Source organism: Actinoplanes sp. M2I2 (assembly GCF_023544445.1).
Lineage (GTDB): Bacteria > Actinomycetota > Actinomycetes > Mycobacteriales > Micromonosporaceae > Actinoplanes.
Genome location: NZ_JALPVJ010000023.1, coordinates 100,734 through 121,169, shown reverse-complemented (window position 1 = coordinate 121,169; position 20,436 = coordinate 100,734). Strand labels below are relative to the sequence as shown.

Below are 20,436 nucleotides of genomic sequence, written 5' to 3'. Positions count from 1 at the left end.
TCATACACTCGACCTGTGAGTAGATGAAGACTGAGCAGACCAGCGGTGACCTGGCCCGGCACCGGATTCAAACGGTGCTCGTCGGGGTGCTCGAACGCACCCGGCTCGTACGGACGCAGTCCAGTCGGCAGTCCCTCATCGAGCAGCTCCAGGACCGTGTTGGCCACTTCTCCTTGCGCGAGCACTCCGAGCTCCGGTTGCAGACAGCCGAGCTGGTCCGCGCCTGCAGCAGACTCATCGACGGAGTCCCGGCCCTGGTCGAGGTCGTCGAGTATCTGGAGCCGGGCACCGAGGAGGTCGACCAGCTGCGTCGGCTGCGTGACGAGTGGGAGGCGGCCGACGTCCTGAATGAGGACGACTGGACGACGTTGCAACCCCTTCTGCAGAATCTGACGCCGACCAACCTCACTGTCCTCTATCAGCGCGCCACCGAGCACCGATCACCGGGGCCGCCCTCGTGGTGTGCCGACGCGTGGCAGGCTTTCGTCCATCTTGCCGGGCAGAATGCCGGGCCGGATGGTCTGCAGCCGAGCATGAATTTCCTGGTGCTGCTCGAGGATCAAGTGGATGAGAAGGCAGCACGGTGGATCCGGCTGCGGAACGGCCGGCTGGCCACCGGGCAAGGCCTGACTCAGCAATTGGAGGAACGGCGGGCCTATCTCGCGCGCGGTGGCGAACAACCGACAGCGTCCACTGCCTACCTCGTCGTCCAGGTCGAGCCACATCTGGATCCGAGCGGCAGGGAAGAGATGTACGCCCTGTCGTACTTCCGTCAGTGGCACGGCGCCGATTCCTGGTATTCACGACGGGGGGAGACCAGTCTGGTTCACCTCCGCGACCTGGAACGCGAGGTGGAGCAGCTGATCGAGCAGATGGAGATCGACTGGTCGGACCGGACGGGCACCGTGTTCGTCGAGTTTGTCCTGCCCTGGGAGTTGCTCAACGTCGGAGTCGATCGTTGGCGCAAGGAGACCGGCTCCGCGCGGCCGATCGCACTGGCGATGGACTATCCGGTCGTGGTCCGCAGCCTTGAACGGCTGCGCACCCAGCGCTGGCATCGCCCCTGGCACCAACGTTGGCGCCAACTGTTGAAGGCTCCTGCGCACAGCAAGGTCTACTGGAGCCATCCCAGCGGGAAAGATTACTTCACGCGGCTCGAGTCCGAATTGAAGGCGGATGACCGTGTTGTCTCGCTCGTGCTGAGCGAGCCGCCGGCGCAACGGGGCGAGACCGGCCAGCAGGAGATCGAGGCAGCCCTTCGCGCCGGGCTGCCAGTGATCATCTGGCATCGGGGCGACTGCACCAGCGCGGAGTTCCGAGAAGCGGTCACCAGCTTGGTGAGTGATGGTGGTATCGGCCGCCTGCCACTGCGCGCGAAGGAGCTACGGCATGAGGCACTACGGCTAGAGCCTGCCCAGCGGGACGGCCACATCGGCCACCATCTGACGATTCTCTGGGACGACCCGGAGCGCAGGCCCGACGCTCTCGGCGCCCCCGCCGATCGAGGGATCGGGGCGAGCTGGTGACCAGAGGCGAAACCGAGGCTACCTGGCGTGCTATCTCGCAGGCGTTACGGCCGCTGTCCGAGTCGGCTCCCGTCGGGGCAGCCCGGTGGGAGGTGGCCGTGCTCCTCGACGCGGGGCCCTCGATGGCGGTCTGGCAGGACATCGTCGACCGCCTGGTAGAGGTACTCCGCAACCATGAGAACCTCGGCGACGTCGACGTGGTGCCGTTCGACCCCTCCGCAGCGAATCCGGCCGACCCGCTCCAGCCGTTCCTGGGCCCCGGCCGGATCGTCCTCCTCCTGACCGACGGCACCGGCCCGGCCTGGCACGCGGGCACGATGCTGCCGCTGTTGAGTGCCTGGGGCCGACGGTCACCGATCGCCATCCTTGACCTGCTCCCGCAACTGCAGTGGTATCGGACCGGAATCCGGCCACGACGGCTACAGATGTGGTTACCCACGACCGGGCCCGCTTCCGCCAATGCCGACTTCTCGTGGAAGATGCACAGTCCGGTACCGGCGGTGTTCGACGAGCCGGTGGGCGACGACCCGGTGCCGGTGCCGGTTCTCGAACTTGATCCTCGATGGCTGGCAGCCTGGGTCAGTGTGCTCATCGGTGGTCCGTCCCGGCTCCCCGCCCTGCTGGTCAGCGACTCTGTGCCGGAGGACGTGGCACTGCCCGGGCCGATGCCGGACGCCAACGCTCGGACGCGGGTCCGTGAGTTCACCGCGTGGGCGACGCCGACTGCCGTCGCGCTGGCCACGCAGCTCGCTGCGGCCCCGCTCAACCTGGATGTGATGCGGTCGGTGCAGCGCGCCCTGATACCGGACTCGCAGACCTCGCACCTGTCCGAGATTCTCAGCAGCGAGCTGCTTTATCCGGTGTCCTCTTCGGGCGGAGTCCGCGAGAGCGCCGGGATCGCCTACGAGTTCCACCAGGGCGTCCGCCAGGAGCTGCTCGCGGCCGGACGTCGGGCGGACGCGGTTCGGGTGTTGCGGGTGGTCGGCGATCAGTTGGGGCCGACCATCCCGGTGGTCCAAGGGCTGAGCCAGATGCTCGATGATCCCGACGCCACGCCGATCTGGCCGGTGACTCCGGAGACCGCGCCTTTCGTCCGGGTCGAACAGGCCGTGCTCCACGCCCTTTCCGGGCGTTACCTTGCGCGGGCTCGCCATTTGCACGAAGCGTTGGGCGTCGAGTCGGACGCGCCGCCGGGCAGCGCTGCGGCGAGCGCATCCTTTGCGACAATGAGAACGGCATCGGGCACCACTGATCGCACATCCGAAGGAGCAGCCGTGTCGTCGAGCAGGGTGGCGGATGTGACCACGTCACAGAGGACCCCAGCCAGAGCACCTGTCGTCTGGGGAAGCGTTCCGCCCCGCAACCCCAACTTCACCGGCCGGGAGACCCTGCTGGCGAACCTGCACGATCAGATGCGGGTCGGCACGACCGCGGTGCTTCCCCACGCTCTGCAAGGGATGGGCGGCGTCGGAAAGTCACAGCTCGCAGTGGAATACGTGTATCGCCACCAGGACAAGTACGACGTCATCTGGTGGATTCCGTCCGAGCGTCCGGCTCAGATCGGTAACGCCCTGACCGAGCTTGCCCAGCGGCTGCAGCTACCGGTGGGCCTGGAGGCGAACGCCGCGGTGCCGGCCGTTCGGGAGGCCCTGCGACTCGGGCAGCCGTACGCCAACTGGCTTTTGATCTTCGACAATGCGGAGAGCCCGGAGGCGGTGCAGCGGTATTTTCCCAACGGTGGGCCTGGACACATCATGGTCACCTCCCGCAATCCGCAGTGGTCGAGCATCGCTCAGCAGCTCGAGGTGGACGTCTTCGCGCGCCGGGAAAGTGTCGATCTTCTTCGTCGGCGTGGCCAGGAACTGACCGACGAGGACGCAACCCGGCTGGCCGAGGCGCTCGGCGACCTCCCGCTGGCATTGGACCAGGCCGCTGCCTGGCGCGCCGAGACCGGAATGCCTGCCGACGAGTACCTTCGTCTTTTCGAACAGAAGCGGACCGAACTCCTCGAGGTGTCGGTGCCGCTGGACTATCAGCTGCCGGTTGCGGCCGCCTGGAACGTCTCACTGGACCGCCTGGCCGACTCCAGCCCGGGCGCCCTCCGGCTGCTCCAGGTCTGCTCCTTCTTCGCCCCGGAGCCCATTCCCCGGACGCTGTTCAGTCGTGGCCGGGCCAGCAACGTGGACCCCGAGCTGGACGAGGTGCGGCGCGACCCGATGCGGCTCAACCGGGCCATTCGCGAGATCAACCGGTACGCTCTGGCGAAAATTGACCACCGGACCAACTCCATTCAGATGCACCGGCTCGTCCAAGCCGTGCTGATGGACCGGCTCGACGACGCGGAACAGGCGTCGATGCGGCGCAGCGCGCACCTCCTGCTCGCCGACGGCGACCCTAATGATCCGAATTCCCCCGACAGTTGGCGCGCCTACGCCGATCTGTACCCGCATGCCATGACAGCGCAGGCGTTCTTGTCCACCGACCCGTGGGTGCAACAGCTGATCGACAACCTGTCCCGCTATCTCTACTGGTGGGGCGATCACCGTGCCGCCTACGAGCTGGCCACGCGAGCCTACGAGGCGCGCAGCGAGCAGCTGGGGGCCACGAACCCGTCGACCCTGCGCATGGGCCACTGGATGGGATGGCTGTTGTTCGTCCTCGGCCGGTTCGACGAGGCGGCCCAGCTCAACCAAGAGGTGCTGAACGCCTACCGCGAGTTGGTGGACGAGAACAATGAGGATCTGCTGCGTGCGCTCGGTGCCGTCGCTGCCGACCGCCGAGTGGCCGGCGACTTCAAGGGAGCGCTGGAACTGGCCGAGGAGGTCTATCGGCGGCACGTGCGGGCACTCGGCCCGGACGACGTGGAGACGATCACCGCGGCCCACAACCTCGCGGTGAGCCTGCGGCTTACCGGCGAGCTGCAGCGGGCGTCCGAGATCGACGAGCAGAATCAACAGCTGCGGATCCAGCTGTACGGCACGGACCATCCGATCACGCTGGAAAGCACCCGGAACCTGATCACCGATCGGTGCGAACTCGGCGATTACGTCAGCGCTCGAGCCGAGGCGCAGGCGGTTGCTGATCAACTACGCCACCAGCTGAGCCCGGGCCACCCGCAGACTCTGCGAGCACTGCGGACGCTGGCCGTGGCACTTCGCAAGGCCGGTGACCACGAGGCTGCCCGCTGGATCTCCGAGGAGGTCCGGGAGGGATTCCTCATCCGTTACGGCGAGAACCACCCGGACACCATCGCGGCATCGCTGAACCTCTCGAGCGACCTGCGCGAGACCGGCGATCTCGACGGCGCGGCCGAACTCGGCGAGCAGGTGTACGAACGTTATCGGCAGCTGTTGCTCAGCGACAGGCACCCACACGCCATCGCCGCCAAGCTCAACTGGGCGGTTACCGAACGGCTGCGGGGCAGAGTGACCCAGGCCCGGCAGATGGACGAGGAGGGATTCGCCCAGCTGCGTGAGCAGCTCGGCGACGACCATCCGCTCACGCTGTCCGCAGCGCTCAACCTGGCGAGTGACCTGTATGCCCAGGGGGAGTACGCCTTGGCGTACGAGCGGGATACCGACGCCATCGAACGGCTGGCCCGGGTTCTGGGGCCGGAGCATCCGACCACTCTCGCCGGCCAGGGCAACCGGGCGATGGACCTGCTGAAGCTGGGCCGGGAGGAGGAATCCGCCGAAGTGCACACGAGCGCGGTGGCGCACTTCCGGCGGCTCCTCGGCGACGATCATCCGGCCACGGCAGCGGCGGTGGATCTCAACCTGCGGGCCAACTGCGACATGGATCCGCTGCCGCTGTGACGTCAGCCCGGCCCTATCCAGTCGGCGAGCTGCACGGGGTTGCCGATTTCACCGGTTGATCGGTGCACCGCTCGCACCAGTTCGGGCCGATGGCGCAACGCGTCCGCGGCTCGGCCCGGCCAGCCTGCCGTCAGCACCAGGCCGAGTCCGGCCCAGGCGCTGGGACTGCCCGGATCCGTGGTGAGTTCGGTCAGGTATCCCTGGCGAGCCTGGTCCAGATCACCCGCCACATAGGCGAGGTCGGCGGCTATCGCGCCGGTCACGTGGACGCCGATGGAGGACGGGTCGCGTCGGAGTTGTTCGAATCCGGCCGCATCGGTCAGACGCCAGAGCGTCAGAACGGCCCTGGCGTCGAGTCCGCGGGCGTTGGGGTCGGCTGTGACGATTGGTGGTGGCCCGGCCGGCTCGGGGCGGTCGTTACCAGCCGCCCAGGACATGGCGAGCGCCGCTACCACGTCCGCCGGATGCTGGAGATGATGGATCCGCCAGCGGGCCCTGTGATCGGTGACCGCGGCGTCGGCGGCAGCGAGCGGTCGTTCCGGTACACTTTCGCTCTGCCAGCGGTCCGCGGTGGCGATGAGGCCTTGCACGAGATCCTCACCAACCGCGGTAAGCTGCGGCAGCTCTGCCAGCACCGCCAGGGTGGCGCGCACCTGTTGCCGCCAGCGGGCGAATTCGAAGTGAGCCAGCACACCGATGCTGTCCGAGGAATGCCCACGGAAGGTGCGCCAGAACTCGGTGATTCCGGCGAACGCGTAGACGCCTTGAAGTAGCCCGCCGAGCGGTCGTGGATCGTCCCGCCATGGCGCGTACAGACTCTGTGCGGGCTCGCCGGTATGCAGGGGTGCCAGGTGCAGCAACGCGCCGAGCTTGATGTGCTGGAACTCGTGCACCATCGTGACCGCAAGCTCGACGGCGTCCTGCGGCGCCGACATGATCATGCTGCCGAAAGCGTCACCCGCCGATGCACTCATCGTTCGGAACCGCTCTGCCGACGGCTGCGGCACCAACGAGAAGAGCCCCTGAGCCATTGGCGCCGCGAGAAGAGGGCTCGTCTCGACCAGCAGGCGCCAAGCTTGGGTCAGCAGCTCCCGCCAGTGACGCAGCTCCGACCCGTTCAGCAACTGAGGGGGTGTCGGCGCGCGAAGGTTGCGGTAGGGATCGAGGCAGTCCAGGTGAATCGCGAGGGTCTGCCCGTCCGCCTCGACGCGTACGCCCGGCAGCGCTTCCCACCCGTTTCCGCCGACCGGCACCTCGCCACCAGGTGTGTCGACCACGCCGGATCCGCCGGCGCCGTGAACGTCGGTGTGGTCCCACTGCCCGGTGCCAGGCACCCGCGCGGCGCCGAGCGTCGGCAGCACCGTGAAACCGTCTCGCACCGGCACGGTGATCCGGAAATCGATGCCGGTTCGCAGCGCTGCCGCGGCGGCGAGGGTGTGCAGGTAGCCGAGGTCCACCCAGAGCGGCACCGGCGATTGAGCGGTTCCGCGAAGACGTCGCAGAACATATCCCGCCCAGACACCCACCTGCGGATGCAGCAACAGGTCGGCGACCTCGGGTGGATCGCGTCGCTCCGCTTCGATGAGCAGTTCCCAGGCGGTCTCCACGGAGGGGAGTGGACGCATGTCGTTCTCGGGCCGGACGATGTCGAGCAGGGCGCGCAGTTGCAGCATGCGCCAGCTGCGCTCGACGGTCAGAAGCTGGGCGATCGAGTCGGCGTCCCCACCGCCGGAGAAAAGTGCGGTCACGTGCTGCTTGTCCAGCCGGTGGTAGCGGGGCGGCCTATCCGCGGCGCCGTCATTGCCCATCCAGGAACTCCGACCCAATCAATTTAGTCGATGCGTTGAGGATTGTAGCCGCTGGTGATGCCTTCGGTGTCGTCGATGCGCCGCAGCAGTCTCTGCATGGTCGGGGCCAGAATCTGGTCGTCGTAGGTGGGTAGATCGGCGAGGGTCACCTCCGTGAGGTCCGCCATGTCCGACTCAATGTCATCGATCGATCGGCTCACTGCCGCCGTCTCCTTACGTCGCTGCTGTTTCGTCGCTCATCATGTCGCACCCGGTAACGATCCTGGAAGCGTTGAGTGAAGGGAGGATCCACCTTCGATACCGCTGGAACTGGACCGCTTACGGTAAGTTGAGGTCATGAGCGGGAGGCTGGGACTGGTATTCGTTCACGGGATCCTGTCGTCGGCCGACACCTGGTCACCCTTCCTGAGCCTGATCGAGCATGACGCCAGTCTCGACTTCCTGGCACCCTCCACGTTTTCCTACACGAGCCCGCCGATCTCGCTGAATCCCCTGCGCCGGATACCCGACATCAACGACATCGCAGACAGCCTGCGCACCTACCTGACCAACGATCTGGCCGATGTCACCGGACTCGTGTTGGTCGCGCACAGCCAAGGCGGTCTCGTGGTGCAGCGAATGCTCGCTCGCACGCTCGCCGACGGTCGCGGTTCCGAACTGGCTCGGATCCGCCGCATCGTGCTGTTCGCCTGCCCCAACTCCGGCTCCGAGCTCGCTCTGCTGCTGCGTCGTGGACTGCTCGGGTGGCACTCTCAAGAGCGTGATCTGAGACCGCTCAACCGGGACATCACCGAGGCGCACCGGGTGGTGCTCAACCAGATCATCCATGCCACCTCGGCGTCAGACGGGGCGTGTCCCATCAGGATCATCGCCTACGCCGGGGAGAGCGACGGTGTCGTCACCCCCACCTCGGCGAAGAGTGTCTTTCCCGAGGTGGGCGTGTTGCCCGGTGACCACTTCTCCATCATCAAGCCGGACTCGACCAGCCACCGTTCCTACGCGGCACTGAAACGGAACCTCATGGAGGCGCGGTCGGCAGAGGTTCCCGAGCGAGCACCGCGCCCCGGCGCGCCACCCGGGATCCCGGCGGCACGACCCGCTGCCGATCTGTACCGTGTGCTGGTGGACGGGCTGCTTGCTGTCCCGCGGATGACCGAGCCGGCGTTCCGCGATCAGATCTACGATCTTCTGCCACCGGTGATCATCCACCAGATGCGACGTGACAACGCCGCCCGGATCGAGCTGTTCTCCCTCCTGCGCAGCTTCGAGCACTATCGGCACCTGGCTCCGTGGGACTCGCTCGCCATGGCGCTCGAAACGCTCGTCCCAGATCATCCGGCGGTCGCCGATGTGCTGGACAACCTGGCGAGTGCGGGGCTGCGAAAGGCGTGACGGTGCGCCGCTCAGCCCGCGTCGAGGCCGTATGTCTCGCCTGAAAAGCGATCACATCGCTGATCACGGGCGGGCGTGACGACATCGGTCTCGTAGGCATCGCTCCGGCCTTGATGTCCGGGGTGAACCGTGACAAGGCGAACGGCGAGCGAACGTCCGATGCAGACGGTGCTTCTTGGTGTCGCGTACCGCGCTTCGGCGAAGTGGCAGGGTGAACTGACCACGAGTGGCTTGTTCGTCGGCTCCGGGTTCCGGCTCGTCGAGCTCAGGCTGTTCGACCGCGACGGTGTCGGGCCCGTACACGATCAGCGCGCCTCCTGGACATCGAGCCTGACAATGAACGCTGATGAACCTGAGCTGGATGCAAGTCGTTGGGCCGAGGAAGAGACTCTCGAAGACGTCATGGTCCGGACGGGCCGTGCCGTCGAGCGCGCGACTCAAGGAGGCGCGTCGACTCTCAACGCTCTCTTTCAAGGTCTTCGCGACCCGGCCACGCAGCTGATGGGGGGCGGTCTGTGGTCAGACGCCCAAGGACCAGTCACGCAGGCGGACCGGGGGTTAACCCCCCGAAGACGACGGAAGCGATCCGGGGGTCTGCACGATTCTGCAGGACGGCTCCGACCAGCAGGATTAGTCCTGTCAGCAAGACAACGGGAAACCGAACAGACAGGACAGAGACCATGTGGCAGAGCAACTACTCGTACGACGACAGCCAGACCTTCGCCTACGGCTACCAGAGCAGCGGTTCCTCCGGCTTCGAGGGCCAGTGCGAAAGCGGTGCTCCTCAGCGAGACGAGCAGCCGCAGCAGGACGAGCAGCCGGGTGGCTTCCCGTCCGACGACTTCCAGCCGGAGGGCTCGAACTACGGGGAGCACTACCAGACCCAGGAGTTCCACTACTACCACTCCGAGCACCACGTCGACTCGTCCGCGTTCCACGCCTGAGCTGAGGACCCCGATGACCGTCACCGTCGACCATGATGAGCTCCGGGAATTGAACCGGCTGGTCCGGCTGGGCGCGCAGGCGAACGCGCGGCCGGACCTGCTCGCCCGGTTGTCGGCCGGCCCGTTCACTGCCGACCAGGTCATCCGGTCCTTGCAGTCGCTGCAGATCGACCTTCGTAACCGGCGTGCCGGGATGGGGGATCCGGGCCGCGGTGCCCGGCTCGCCGCCGAGGCCCGGCACGCCGAAACCCGGCTTCGCCGGTTCCGCGAACTCAGTGCGCGCTGGCCTCGCCTGCTCAGTGAGGCGGTGGGCACGGCCGATTCCGATCTGGGGTACGCGATTCAGCGCCGCGTACGGTGCCTGATCGACGAGGGCACCGCGCTGATCGAGTCCCGCGTGCCGCGCGGCGAGTTCGACCGATGGCTCCAGTGCCGGATCGCCGCCGAGGTGACCGACGGCGATCGGGCTCTGCGGGCGGCCGCCACGATGATCGCCGGTCGGATGAGCGCCACGCTCGGGCTGAGCACCGTGATCGCGCCGATGCCGCAGGTTTTCGGGGCGCCGACCGTGGTCGCCGCGCCCTGGCCGACCCCGGCCGGCCGCCAGCCGCTGGCGTCACGGCTGATCAGCATTCTGATGCCCGCCTACAGCGGAATCGCGATGTCCTCCGTGCTGCTCAGGGATCACGTGCCGGTCTGGCTGCTGGCCGCGGCCGCGATCATCGGGGCGATCGCCCTGGGCGGCGCCGCGCTCGCCGGGGACCGCTGGCGGCAGGCCGACCGGGAACGGGCGGAAGCGCTCACCCGGTTGCGCTCGACCGCCGACGCGTTGCGGCCGGCACTGGCCAAACAGGCCCGTGACGGTGTGCGCGCCATCGAGCAGCGGGTCCACGCCGCGGTGGACGCGGCGGTCACCGAGCACACCGGGCAGCTCGCGGCGGCCGCCGGCGCGTCCCAGCGGGCGGCGCAGGCGCAGGCGACCGGCCAGGCCCTCAGGGACATCGACGCGGATCTGGCGTCGATCCGTGATCTGCTGGTGCGGGCTTCGCGGCTGGCGGCGACACAGTGAGCAGCAGGTGCTCACACGAGCGGACCACCGTCGCGGCGACCCGCCGGACGCTGGGGGCGGTGCCCGGATGCGAGGCCCGGGCCCGCCACTGGGTCAGCGCGCGTTGCCCGGCCTGCGTGATCTGCGCCGGGCCGGCGTCCGGCTCGAGCCCGAGCCGGTGGCAGGTGTCCGCCGCGCCGTCGCCCAGCAGCCGCGCGGCCGCCTCGACGTCGTCCGGGCTCAGGTCGCCGGGCTCCGAGCGCAACTCGTCGATCGCGGTCACCTCGGCGACCTCGCGGCTGTCGGCCCGGATGCGGTCCAGCCGGTGCCGCAGGTGTGATGCTCCGGTGCCGGGCGGATCGTCGCGGACCAGCTCGTCGAGTGCCTCCAACGCCGACCACGCCGCCAGGACGGTGTCGCGCCGGGTTCCCGGCTGATCGAGACCGGCCCGGATCCGGCGGATGTGGTCGACCGCCTCGGCGTCGCCGTAGACGGTGGCGGCCTGCTGGATCGCGGCCCGGACGGCGCCGGCCAGCGATACGTCATCGGCCGGCGCCTCACCCAGCGCGACCCAGCCGTCGACGTGGGTGCCCTCGCCGGGCGCGGACCGGACCGTCACCAGCCCGCCGGCGGCGGTCACCCGGGCCATCACGTTGCGCATGCCACGGCCGGGTGACCCGGTCTCCGCGGTGGTGTCGAAGCCCGGGCCGTCGTCGTGGATCCCGAAGCTCAGCCGGTCTGCGGCAGAGGTCAGGCTGACGCGGATCGGCGCGCCGGGTGCGTGCTTGCGGGCATTGTTGACCGCCTCCAGGCAACAGAACCAGACAGCTGACTCCAGGTCGGCGGCGAATCTGCGGCCGTCGTCCATTCCGGTGACGACCACGGGCACATCCGGCCCCAGCTCCGCGCGCAGCGCGGCGGCCAAACCGTGCTGGGCCAGCAGCGGGGAGGTCATGCCGGTGACCGTACGGGCCAGGATGGTCTCGGCGTCGTCGATGCGCCCGCAGATCCGGTCGAGCGCGGTGGCGGCCTCGGTCAGGCGCCCGGCGCCGGCCTGGTGCTCGGCCAGGCCGAGGGCGAGCCGGAGCGAGACCAGGTGATGCTGCGCCCCGTCGTGCAGGTCGCGTTCGATGCGGCGGCGTTCGGCGTCCATCTCGGCCACCAGCCGTCGCCGGGATCGGGCGATGTCGGTGGCGTGGGCCCGTACCGCCCGCAGCTGCCTTTCCAGTTCGATGCCCAGCCGGTTCGCGGCGAGCACGGCGCCCAGCCCGTCGGCGATGTCCTGGACGAGCCGGCGCCGGTGGCCGTCCGGGCCTTCGGCCGCGCCGGCGCGGTCCACGGTGATCCACCCGAGCCGCTCGTCGCCCCGCACGATCGGCAAGGTGATCACCGCGTCGGCCGGCTCGGGGCCGGGCCAGGAGAAGGTGCGGTCGGGCAGCCCGGTGCGGTGCACGGTCAACCGGCACAGCCGCGCGCCCAGGGAACGCCCGACCATCTCGGGGACCTGGGACAGGTCGGTGCCGGACAGGGCGCCCAGACTTGCCAGCACGGTGTACGGGGTGGGCCGGCGCCCGTGCAGGATGCGCTCGGCGTAACGCTCCGCCCGTACCAGAGCAGGGTTCAGAAGCAGCGCCACGGCCGCTGCCGCGAGCGGCGCCGCGACCATCGTGTGCAGCAGGAGGAACAGTCCGCCGCCGAGCAGCGCGACCGGGATGACGCTGAGCAGGCGGAAAACGGGTGTCACAGGGACGGCTCGGCGTCGAGTCGGTCGGGCAACCAGGCGAGCAGGCGCAGTCCCGGCCGCCCGTCGTCCTCTTCGAGCTCGCCGCGCTCGAGCTCGCCGCATTCCAGGCCGCCGCCGAGCGCGGCCAGCCGTTCGGCGTCGTGGGCCAGTACGGCCCTGATCTCGTCCGCGGTGACCGGCGGTGCCGGATCCTCGATCACGGCCCGGATCCGGTTGTCCAGAGTGGTCAGGCCGACCTCGATGGTGGCGCCGGGTTCGGCCGCCAGGATGTCCAACGCGGCCGCCACGACCTGATAGATCGCCGATTCGATCTCCCAACCGGCTCGGACGCTGAGGTCGCTGGTGAGGTGCACGTCGCGGCGCAGGTCGGCGGCCAGCTCCTCGACAGCCGCCTCCGGCCCCTGACCGCGCAGGACCGCCGGGTAGACGCCGCGGGCGAACACCCGGAACCGGTCGAGCAGGTCGTCGACCTCGGCGCGGGCCCACGCCAACTGCGGTCCTCGCGGGTCGGCCCGGGCCGCCGTCACGTGTTCGCGCAGCGCGGCCAGGCGCCCGGAGGTGGCCCGGGCCAGCTCCGTCAGCAGCCGGCGCCGTTCCACCTCGCGTGCCTGCACCAGCCGCTGGCGGGAGGCGACCAGTTCCTGCGCGAGGTGTTCGGCGCGGCGGATCCGGTCGGCCAGTTCGGCGTTGAGGGCCACCGTGCGCAGCAGCAGCGCGGCCCCGCCGGCGATGTCGCGCATCAGCTCCCGATCGCCGGGGGTGACCGGCAGGTCCGGCTTCTCGATGGTGAGCACGGCCCGCAGTTCAGCGCCGTCGAGCACCGGCACGACGTGGCCGATGTCAGGCCGGGCGAGCAGCACCGCAAGGTTGTCCACGGTCTCGGCGCCGGTCTGCAGCCGGGCGCCGGCGGCCAGCCAGATCGCGGCGCGGCGGGCGCCGGTGCCGTCGGCCAGGACGCGTTCGAGCTCGGGCAGCGTTTCCTGGATCGACTCCGATCGCAGGTGCCGGGTCGCGTCGGCCAGCGCGGTGTACGGGGTGACGGCGCGCCGCCCGGTGAACCGTTCCAGTAAGCCGTCGGTGCCGCCGCGCAGCCAGGGCAGCAGCGCGGCGAGCACCGCGCAGACCACGAACGGCAGCGCCAGGGCGCGTCCGGCAAACGTCAGGGGCAGGAACGCGGCGCCGGCCAGCAGGATCGCTCTAGGCGACATCCGGCTGTGACCTCAGATAGGTCAGCACGGCCAGCACCCGGCGGTGGTGTTCGGCCGCGTCGGCCGGCAGCCCCAGTTTGGCGAAGATGTTCGCGATGTGTTTCTCGACGGCTTTGGGCATCACCACCAGCTGCGCGGCGATGCCGGTGTTGGACCGGCCCTCGGCCATCAGCCGCAGCACCTGTCGTTCGCGTGCCGACAGCCCGGCCACCACGTCGCGGCGCCGGCTGCTGGGTCGTTCGACCAGACGCTCGGCGAGCACAGGCTCGATCACGATCTCGCCGTCGCGGATCCTGGTCAGCGTGTCACTGAGGACCTCGACGCTGCCGACCTTCTCCTTGAGCCGGTACCCGATCGCCTCGGTGCCGATCCGCAGCACCCGCATCAGATAGTGCGTCTCGGCGTAGTGAGACAGAAACAGCAGGCCAAGCTTCGGGTGGGCGGTCCGCAACGTTTCGGCGGTCTGCAGGCCGCCGTCGGGTTCGGGCGGCATCCGGATGTCGAGGATGGCGACGTCGGCCGGCTCGCTCGCCAGCAGGCGCACCAGCGAGTCGCCGTCGGCGGTGCAGCCGACGACCTCATGCCCGGCCGCCTCCAGCAGCATCACCAGGCCGTCGCGGAACAACGCCCCGTCCTCGGCCAGCGCTACCCGCACGGAATCCGGACCCTGATCGTGGCCAACGCGGCACCTCCGACGATCTCAACTGCCCCGCCCAGCCACTGGATGCGGTCACGCACGGCTAGGACCTGGTCAGTATCGACACCGGCCAGGTGCAGGACCAGTCCCTGGTCATCCCGGCGGACGGTGATGTCCACCGTTCGAGTGGCGTCGCCTGCACCCTCGAGAACCTCACACACGGTGTAGTAGGCGACGCCCTCGACCGCGGCCTCGAACCGGCCACCGCCGACATCGACCCGCACCGGCGTGGGCAGGCCGGCAGTGAGCTCCCGCAGGGCCGGGCCGAGCCCCTGTCTACGCAGCAACGGCGGATAGATCTGGTCGGCGATCACGCGCAGTTCCTGCAGGGTGAGGTGCAGTTCATGCTGCAGGCCCGCGATGTCGGGCTGCAGACCCGCAACCTTCTCCCCGAGCAGGCCCAGCCGTAGGGTCAGGGCCGCGAGCCGCAGGGCCGGGCCGTCGTGCAGCCGTCGTTCCAGATCGAGGCGCCGGTTCCAGTACTCGTCCGGCGTCATGGTCCCATTCTGCGGTTTCCGCCGGTGCGAAGCATTCACCCCACCCGTACGGGTTGTCCTTCTTGGAAATGCCTACAAAAGTTGTAAAAATGGACGGGTGGGCTACAACCTCGGCGTCGATCTGGGCACCACATTCGTGGCCGCCGCCATCGCGCGCGACGGCCGCCCCGAGATGTGCACCTTGGGCAGCCAGACCGTGGTCAGCCCGGCCGTGGTCCATTTCACCGAGGAGTCGCGGCTGGCGTTCGGTGACGCCGCCGAGCGCCGGGCGCTGAGCCAGCCTGACCGGGTGGAGCGGGCGTTCAAACGGCGCCTCGGCGATCCGACCCCGGTCGTGCTCGGTGGCGTGCCGCACGCGGTCACCGCCATCATGGCAGCCCAACTGCGTGACGTGCTCGACACCGTGTCCCGGGTCGAGGGTGAGCCGCCGGAGCGGGTCGCGCTGACCTATCCGGCGACCTGGGGTCCGTACCGCCGGGAACTGTTCGAAGAGGTTCCCCGGCTGGCCGGCCTGAACGATCACGTGACGCTGACCGAACCGGAAGCGGCCGCCGCGTTCTACGGCGCCTCCCGGCTGCTCAACGAAGGCGACACCCTGGCCGTCTACGACCTCGGCGGCGGGACCTTCGACGCCACATTGCTGCGCAAGCGCGGCGGCGCAGTCGAGGTCGTGGGCAATCCGGACGGGATGGAGAGACTCGGCGGCATCGATTTCGACGAGGCGATCCTGCAGTGGATCGACTACCGGAACGGCGGCGCGCTCAGCGACCTCGACCTGTCGCATCCGGGGGCCGCCGCGGCCATGGCCCGGCTGCGTCAGGAGTGTGTGCACGCGAAGGAGGCGCTGTCGGCCGACATCGAGACGAGCATCCCGGTGCTGCTGCCGCATCGCCAGTTTCTCGCCCGACTCACCCGGGCCGAGTTCGAGGGACTGATCCGGGCCTCGGTCGAGTCCACCATCGGCACCCTGATCAGGGCGGTGCACACCGCCCGGCTGGAGGTCGGGCAACTGTCCGGGGTGCTGCTGGTCGGCGGGTCGTCCCGGATCCCGCTGATCGAGCGAATGGTCGCGACGGAGACCGGCCGGCCGACGGTCACCGACGCGCACCCGAAATACGCGGTCGCGCTGGGCGCGGCGGTCGTTGCCGGCTTGCGGCCCGCCTCGGCCATGGCGCCACCACCGGTCGTGGCCGCATCGGAACCCGAGCCCGAGCCCGAGCCCACGACGGTCCATCCGCCGATCGTGCTTCCTCCGCGCCGGCGCCGGCGGATCGCGGCCGTCCTGGCGATCGTCGCCACCGTGCTGTTGCTCGCCGGCACGGCCGTCCACCTGGCCGTACGCCACAACGGCGGGCCGACGAACGCCGGTGCGCCCCTCCCGGGGCCATCCACCACCGCCGTCGCCGCCACCGCCAGTGCCAATGCCGCTGTCACCTCCGCGGTCGCGGTGCCCTCGATCGGCCGGCCGATCACGCTGACGCACACGCCCGACTACGTCGGCGCCGCACCGGACGGGCGCCGGCTCTACATCGCCTCCGGCGAGCAGACCGTCTCCGTACTCGACGTGGCCACCGGCACGGTGACAAGCCAGATCCCCACGCCCGGGCCCGCCCGCTTCGTGTCCTTCTCTCCCGACGGCCGATACGCCTATGTGAGCCTGTGGGACCAGCGCGGCGGTCAGGTGCACGCGGTCAGTGTCGTCGACACCGACGACAACACCATCAAGAAGACCATTCCCGTACGGACGCGGCCCTACCTGGCCGCGGTCACGCCCGACGGAAACTGGCTGTACGTGCCCAACCATGACGGTCACACGGTCACCGTCATCGACAACAGGCGGCTGGTCCCGGTCGCCGAGATCACCGTCCCGCCCGAGCCGCACTACGTGTCGTTCTCCGTCGACGGCACCCGGGCCTACGTCGCCGACCACGAGTCGAACACCATCAGCGTCGTCGACACCGCGACCCGGCGGGTGCTCACCAACATCGGCGTCGGCAACTCGCCGCACGCCGTCGAGCAGAACCCGCGCCGCCCGCTGCTGATGAACGTCAACTGGGACGACGACACGGTCTGCGTGATCGACACGACCGACCACACGGTGCGCCGGACCATCAAGGTCGGCGCCCAGCCACTGGGCCTTCGCTGGTCAGCGGACGGACGCTACGCGTACGTGGTCAACAGCCGCAGCGACAACGTGTCGGTGATCCGGGCCGACACCTTGCAGGTCACCGCAACCCTGCCGACCGGTGCCGCCCCTACGTCGATCGCCGTCCTGCCCGACGGTTCCCGCGGCTACGTCAGCAACAGCAAGGCCAAGACCCTGACAGTGCTGAACCTGACCCGATGACCACGGCGGCCCCGCGCCGGGACCGGCCCGGCGTGCGGGCGGGGGAACGTCAGACTGCCTTCACCGAGCCGGCGTCCACCGCCCAGATCTGGCCGATCGCGCTCGGCATGGCCGGGGAGGCCAGCAGGAGCACCGCGCGAGCGATCTCGGCCGGGTCGATCAGGGTGCCGGTCAGCATGCCTCCGTTCGCCGGCGTGCCGAACGGGGTGCGGGCGCTGTTGGAGCTGATGTTCACGATGCTGCCCCGCGAGCGGGTCAGTGCCGGGAGGGCGTGGCGGGTGGTCCGGACGGTCGCGAAGAGGTTCAGGGCGTAGACCTCGTCCCAGAGGCCGTCGTCGCCGTCGAGCGGGTCGCCCATCGCCTCGGCGGTCGTGGTGCCGCCACCAACGTTGTTGATCAGGATGTCGAGGCGAGGGCCGGCGGCGAGCACGGTCTCGACCATCCGCCGCGGGCCGACCGGGTCGGCGAGGTCAGCCGGTACGAACGTGGCCGTGGTGCGTCGAGCTCCGGGGTGCCGCGGCGGGACACGGCGGTGACGACGGCGCCCTCGTCGAGGAAGGCGCGGACGCTCTTCGCGCGCCTGTACGAATCCGGCGTGATCACCGCCGCGCAGCCGACCTGGTGCCGGAAGGTCTACCTCGCCCTGCTGCACGAGGTGTATCTGCTGCCCGCGGACGCCGCGGAACTGGCCGACGGCGGAGACGAGGTGGGATCCCGGTCGGCGCTGCTGATCCGCAGCGTGCTCGGCGCCCTCGGCGGCAAATCATCATCTCGTTGATGGGCTGGCCGTCGGTGGACTCTGATACCGCGCCGGTCGGCCGGCAACCATCCGCCGGCGGTGCTGATCGCCGCCGGCGACACCGTCGAGCCCGCCCCGGCTCGACGGTGAAGCTGAGCGCGCGGACGATCGGATGCCCGACCAGTCGAGCAGGCGGGACCGGGGGTTGACCCCCCGAAGACGACGGAAGCGATCCGGGGGTCTGCACGATTCTGCTGGAAGTCTCTGACCAGCAGGATTAGTCCTGTCAGCAAGACAACGGGAAACCGAACAGACAGGACAGAGACCATGTGGCAGAGCAACTACTCGTACGACGACAGCCAGACCTTCGCCTACGGCTACCAGAGCACCGGTTCCTCCGGCTTCGAGGGCCAGTGCGAGAACGGCGCTCCTCGGCAGGACGACGTTCCGCAGCAGGAAGTGCAGCCGGGTGGCTTCCCGTCCGATGACTTCCAGCCGGAGGGCTCGAACTACGGGGAGCACTACCAGACCCAGGAGTTCCATTACTACCACTCCGAGCACCACGTCGACTCGTCCGTGTTCCAAGCCTGAGCTGAGGGCCCGATGCCGGGAAATCGCGCAGTGGCGCAGGCCGGGCCGGCAAGGCCTTGTCAGATTCCACCGCGGTCAACGTGACCTTGTCGCGGCGCGACCGGAGGAGTGCGCGAACGTCAGCCCGCTTGTTCGTGATTCCAGCGTAAGCACTCTGCAGGCCACCCGAGAGTCCCTGCCGGGACTCCTCAACGCAGGGCCTCCCGGCCGAACTCCTGCTCGTTGGTGCCCTCGAGTGCGAACCGTCGGACGCGACGAGTACCGACTCCAGCCCTGATCCGAGACTCGCGATCCCCCGTCGTGCAACAGATCGGATCAATGGTCATGAGCGGCCGGACCTCGAGCCCGAGCTGAGGCGTATGCAGGTCCCGTCTCTCGGCTCAGGCAGGAGAAGTCCACGATGATGGCAACGGCGAGGGCAGGCCTGTCAGCGGGTCCCATCGGCCCGCGAGGTCGAATACCGTGAGCGGCATGGCTACCGAGTCGTCGTACACCATCGCTGCTCTCAGCCCCGAGACCTGGCCGGCCTTCGATGCGCTGGTGCAGCGGCACAACGGGATCTTCGGGGGATGCTGGTGCATCTGGTTTCACCCCGACGGGCCCGAGCGCGGCCAAGGCGCGGAGGCCAACCGGGCGCTCAAGAAGGCCTACGTCGAGCAGGGCCGGGCGCACGCCGCGCTGGTGATGGACGGCGACGACGCCATTGCGTGGGCCGAGTACGGCACCCCGGTCGAGTTGCCCAGCCTCCACCATCGCAAGGAATACGACGCCACCAAAACTGCGGACCCCGACTACCGAATCACCTGCGTCTTCGTCGACAAACGCCACCGGCGACAGGGCGTGACGGAGTTGGCGATCACCGGCGCGCTCGGCCTGATGGCGCAGGCCGGCGGGGGACGGGTCGAGAGCTATCCCCACGACCTGACCAACCAGACGAAAAAGATGTCGGCGTCGTTCCTCTACAACGGAACCCGACGACTCTACGAGCGGCTCGGCTTCACCTACGACCGGCCCAAAGGTCTGAAGAACTGCGTCATGGTGAAGACGGTCGATCCTGTCTGAGCCTGGTGAAGAGCAGCCGCGGTCATCGCCTGGAAGCAGTCGACGCTGCGTTCGCGGCGATCCGCTCTTCGCTCATCCGTTCGGGTGGCGCCTCAGCGAAGCCGAGCCGGGCTGGGGCCGACTTCTTGATCGCGGTGGGCTCCCTGATCCAGCCGGCTGCGAGCGTCGGGTCCTCTCCGGCATCGAAGGCTCGGCGTCGGTTTACGCCGGGCCCTACCCTCGGGCCCCATGGAGACTGTCCTCGTTCCAGTTGATTCTCACCAGTTCTGGCTGCTTGAGCCAGACCGGCGACGCGGCTTTCCCCCGCGCGACACCAACGGCCTGATCGCGGTGACCGGTCCGGGAGCCGCGATCATCTTCACCGGCATCAGCTCCGGTCGGGTGTCGGTCCGCGCCGCCGCTCTCACCGCGGCGCCGACGGCGGTCGACCTCGACTCGTGGGACGAGATCGCCGACATGAGCCTGCCCGGCCCGGTCGGCGACCTCGCCGTGGCGGCCCTCCTGGACCACGTGCCGCCCGGGCTGCCGGCCCTGTGCGCCGCCGGGCCCGGCGACTACCGGGTCCGAGTCCACGCACGCGGCCGTGACATCTCCCCGGACGAGTCCATCACGCAGCCGGCCGAGATCTATGTGATCCTGTGCTGGCCGGCATCCCCGGCCCCAGCCGTGGACCACAAACTCACCGACCACGTCGGAGCCGGTCTACGGCCTGCTTCGCGCTGACCGATCAGCATCCCCCGGAACTGGCACCCGGCGCGGGGCTCAGTGCCGCGCACGCGCCGGAGGGGAAGGCGCCGAGCGTCAACGGTTTCGTCTCTGGTGGCTCGCAGCGTTGCCCGACGACGAGTGGAGTTGAGGCGTGTGCGCATTTTCGCCTCGGCGGCGGCATCCTGCTCGCGCAGATCCGTTCGCCCGTATAGGGCAGCGTCGACCTGAGCCCGTAGGTTCAGCGGCGCTTCGGCGCGGTCGGATTGCGGTAAGTGTGGGCCTGCGCGATCGGGGGCCTACAGAATGCGGG

General features: G+C 69.2%; 17 protein-coding genes. 10 read left to right on the top strand and 7 right to left on the bottom strand.

Annotated features, from left to right (window positions below):
* Positions 1–23 precede the first annotated feature (23 nt).
* A complete protein-coding gene (locus HJC40_RS36065; RefSeq protein WP_250007950.1) occupies positions 24–1,526 on the top strand; it encodes a hypothetical protein in 1,503 nt (500 codons plus the stop codon).
* Positions 1,454–5,341 (top strand): FxSxx-COOH system tetratricopeptide repeat protein, encoded by a 3,888-nt coding sequence (gene fxsT, locus HJC40_RS36060; RefSeq protein WP_284044217.1) that lies wholly within the window; start codon positions 1,454–1,456, stop codon positions 5,339–5,341. The genes HJC40_RS36065 and fxsT overlap by 73 nt, the downstream gene beginning before the upstream one ends.
* A gap of 2 nt (positions 5,342–5,343) precedes the next feature.
* On the opposite strand, the gene HJC40_RS36055 is transcribed toward fxsT, so the two are convergent.
* Entirely contained in the window at positions 5,344–7,149 is a 1,806-nt protein-coding gene (locus tag HJC40_RS36055; protein ID WP_250007948.1) for an HEXXH motif domain-containing protein, read from the bottom strand.
* 23 nt (positions 7,150–7,172) lie between these two features.
* Positions 7,173–7,316, bottom strand: coding sequence for a hypothetical protein (locus HJC40_RS36050; protein ID WP_250007947.1), 144 nt, complete (start codon positions 7,314–7,316; stop codon positions 7,173–7,175).
* A 169-nt stretch (positions 7,317–7,485) separates the two neighbouring features.
* On the opposite strand from HJC40_RS36050, the gene HJC40_RS36045 reads away from it, so the two are divergent.
* The 3 genes from HJC40_RS36045 (at position 7,486) to HJC40_RS36035 (ending at position 10,554) form a co-directional block, all read left to right on the top strand.
* The gene (locus tag HJC40_RS36045) at positions 7,486–8,541 is read left to right on the top strand and encodes an alpha/beta fold hydrolase (protein ID WP_250007946.1); all 1,056 of its coding nucleotides are present in this window, start codon (positions 7,486–7,488) and stop codon (positions 8,539–8,541) included.
* Positions 8,542–9,221: 680 nt separating this feature from the next.
* Entirely contained in the window at positions 9,222–9,485 is a 264-nt protein-coding gene (locus HJC40_RS36040; RefSeq protein ID WP_250007944.1) for a hypothetical protein, read from the top strand.
* Between the two features lie 13 nt (positions 9,486–9,498).
* Positions 9,499–10,554, top strand: coding sequence for a hypothetical protein (locus tag HJC40_RS36035; RefSeq protein WP_250007943.1), 1,056 nt, complete (start codon positions 9,499–9,501; stop codon positions 10,552–10,554).
* On the opposite strand, the gene HJC40_RS36030 is transcribed toward HJC40_RS36035, so the two are convergent.
* Genes HJC40_RS36030 through HJC40_RS36015 form a run of 4 tightly spaced genes read right to left on the bottom strand, consistent with a single transcriptional unit; the run spans position 10,478 to position 14,679 of the window.
* Complete coding sequence (locus tag HJC40_RS36030) at positions 10,478–12,277, bottom strand: histidine kinase (protein ID WP_250007942.1); 1,800 nt, start codon at positions 12,275–12,277, stop codon at positions 10,478–10,480. The two genes, HJC40_RS36035 and HJC40_RS36030, sit on opposite strands and share 77 nt — an antisense overlap.
* Positions 12,274–13,485, bottom strand: a complete 1,212-nt coding sequence (locus HJC40_RS36025; protein WP_250007941.1) for a hypothetical protein — start codon at positions 13,483–13,485, stop codon at positions 12,274–12,276. The genes HJC40_RS36030 and HJC40_RS36025 overlap by 4 nt, the downstream gene beginning before the upstream one ends.
* A complete protein-coding gene (locus tag HJC40_RS36020) occupies positions 13,475–14,140 on the bottom strand; it encodes a response regulator transcription factor (protein WP_250007940.1) in 666 nt (221 codons plus the stop codon). Before HJC40_RS36020 ends, HJC40_RS36025 begins: the two co-directional genes overlap by 11 nt.
* Entirely contained in the window at positions 14,131–14,679 is a 549-nt protein-coding gene (locus HJC40_RS36015; protein ID WP_250007938.1) for a hypothetical protein, read from the bottom strand. Before HJC40_RS36015 ends, HJC40_RS36020 begins: the two co-directional genes overlap by 10 nt.
* Positions 14,680–14,776: 97 nt before the next feature.
* Here HJC40_RS36015 and HJC40_RS36010 point away from each other — a divergent pair, with 97 nt between their 5' ends.
* Positions 14,777–17,026, top strand: coding sequence for an Hsp70 family protein (locus HJC40_RS36010; RefSeq protein WP_250007937.1), 2,250 nt, complete (start codon positions 14,777–14,779; stop codon positions 17,024–17,026).
* Positions 17,027–17,075: 49 nt separating this feature from the next.
* Here HJC40_RS36010 and HJC40_RS36005 read toward each other — a convergent pair whose 3' ends face one another.
* Entirely contained in the window at positions 17,076–17,678 is a 603-nt protein-coding gene (locus HJC40_RS36005; protein ID WP_250007936.1) for an SDR family oxidoreductase, read from the bottom strand.
* Here HJC40_RS36005 and HJC40_RS36000 point away from each other — a divergent pair.
* The 4 genes from HJC40_RS36000 to HJC40_RS35985 all read left to right on the top strand — a co-directional run bounded on the left by HJC40_RS36000 (position 17,559) and on the right by HJC40_RS35985 (position 20,141).
* Positions 17,559–17,804, top strand: a complete 246-nt coding sequence (locus HJC40_RS36000; protein ID WP_250007987.1) for a hypothetical protein — start codon at positions 17,559–17,561, stop codon at positions 17,802–17,804. The two genes, HJC40_RS36005 and HJC40_RS36000, sit on opposite strands and share 120 nt — an antisense overlap.
* Positions 17,805–18,092: 288 nt before the next feature.
* Positions 18,093–18,356: a hypothetical protein gene (locus HJC40_RS35995; protein WP_250007935.1), complete on the top strand. Its 264-nt coding sequence runs from the start codon at positions 18,093–18,095 to the stop codon at positions 18,354–18,356.
* A 471-nt stretch (positions 18,357–18,827) separates the two neighbouring features.
* On the top strand, positions 18,828–19,418 hold the full coding sequence (locus HJC40_RS35990) for a GNAT family N-acetyltransferase (RefSeq protein ID WP_250007934.1): 591 nt from the start codon (positions 18,828–18,830) through the stop codon (positions 19,416–19,418).
* Between the two features lie 228 nt (positions 19,419–19,646).
* Complete coding sequence (locus HJC40_RS35985) at positions 19,647–20,141, top strand: hypothetical protein (protein ID WP_250007933.1); 495 nt, start codon at positions 19,647–19,649, stop codon at positions 20,139–20,141.
* The last annotated feature ends 295 nt before the right edge of the window (positions 20,142–20,436 follow it).

Coding starts and splice junctions, on each gene's coding strand:
- HJC40_RS36065 (WP_250007950.1), top strand. CDS start 24: ATGAAGACTGAGCAGACCAGCGGTGACCTGGCCCGGCACCGGATTCAA.
- HJC40_RS36055 (WP_250007948.1), bottom strand. CDS start 7,149: ATGGGCAATGACGGCGCCGCGGATAGGCCGCCCCGCTACCACCGGCTG.
- HJC40_RS36050 (WP_250007947.1), bottom strand. CDS start 7,316: ATGGCGGACCTCACGGAGGTGACCCTCGCCGATCTACCCACCTACGAC.
- HJC40_RS36045 (WP_250007946.1), top strand. CDS start 7,486: ATGAGCGGGAGGCTGGGACTGGTATTCGTTCACGGGATCCTGTCGTCG.
- HJC40_RS36040 (WP_250007944.1), top strand. CDS start 9,222: ATGTGGCAGAGCAACTACTCGTACGACGACAGCCAGACCTTCGCCTAC.
- HJC40_RS36035 (WP_250007943.1), top strand. CDS start 9,499: ATGACCGTCACCGTCGACCATGATGAGCTCCGGGAATTGAACCGGCTG.
- HJC40_RS36025 (WP_250007941.1), bottom strand. CDS start 13,485: ATGTCGCCTAGAGCGATCCTGCTGGCCGGCGCCGCGTTCCTGCCCCTG.
- HJC40_RS36015 (WP_250007938.1), bottom strand. CDS start 14,679: ATGACGCCGGACGAGTACTGGAACCGGCGCCTCGATCTGGAACGACGG.
- HJC40_RS35995 (WP_250007935.1), top strand. CDS start 18,093: ATGTGGCAGAGCAACTACTCGTACGACGACAGCCAGACCTTCGCCTAC.
- HJC40_RS35990 (WP_250007934.1), top strand. CDS start 18,828: ATGGCTACCGAGTCGTCGTACACCATCGCTGCTCTCAGCCCCGAGACC.
- HJC40_RS35985 (WP_250007933.1), top strand. CDS start 19,647: ATGGAGACTGTCCTCGTTCCAGTTGATTCTCACCAGTTCTGGCTGCTT.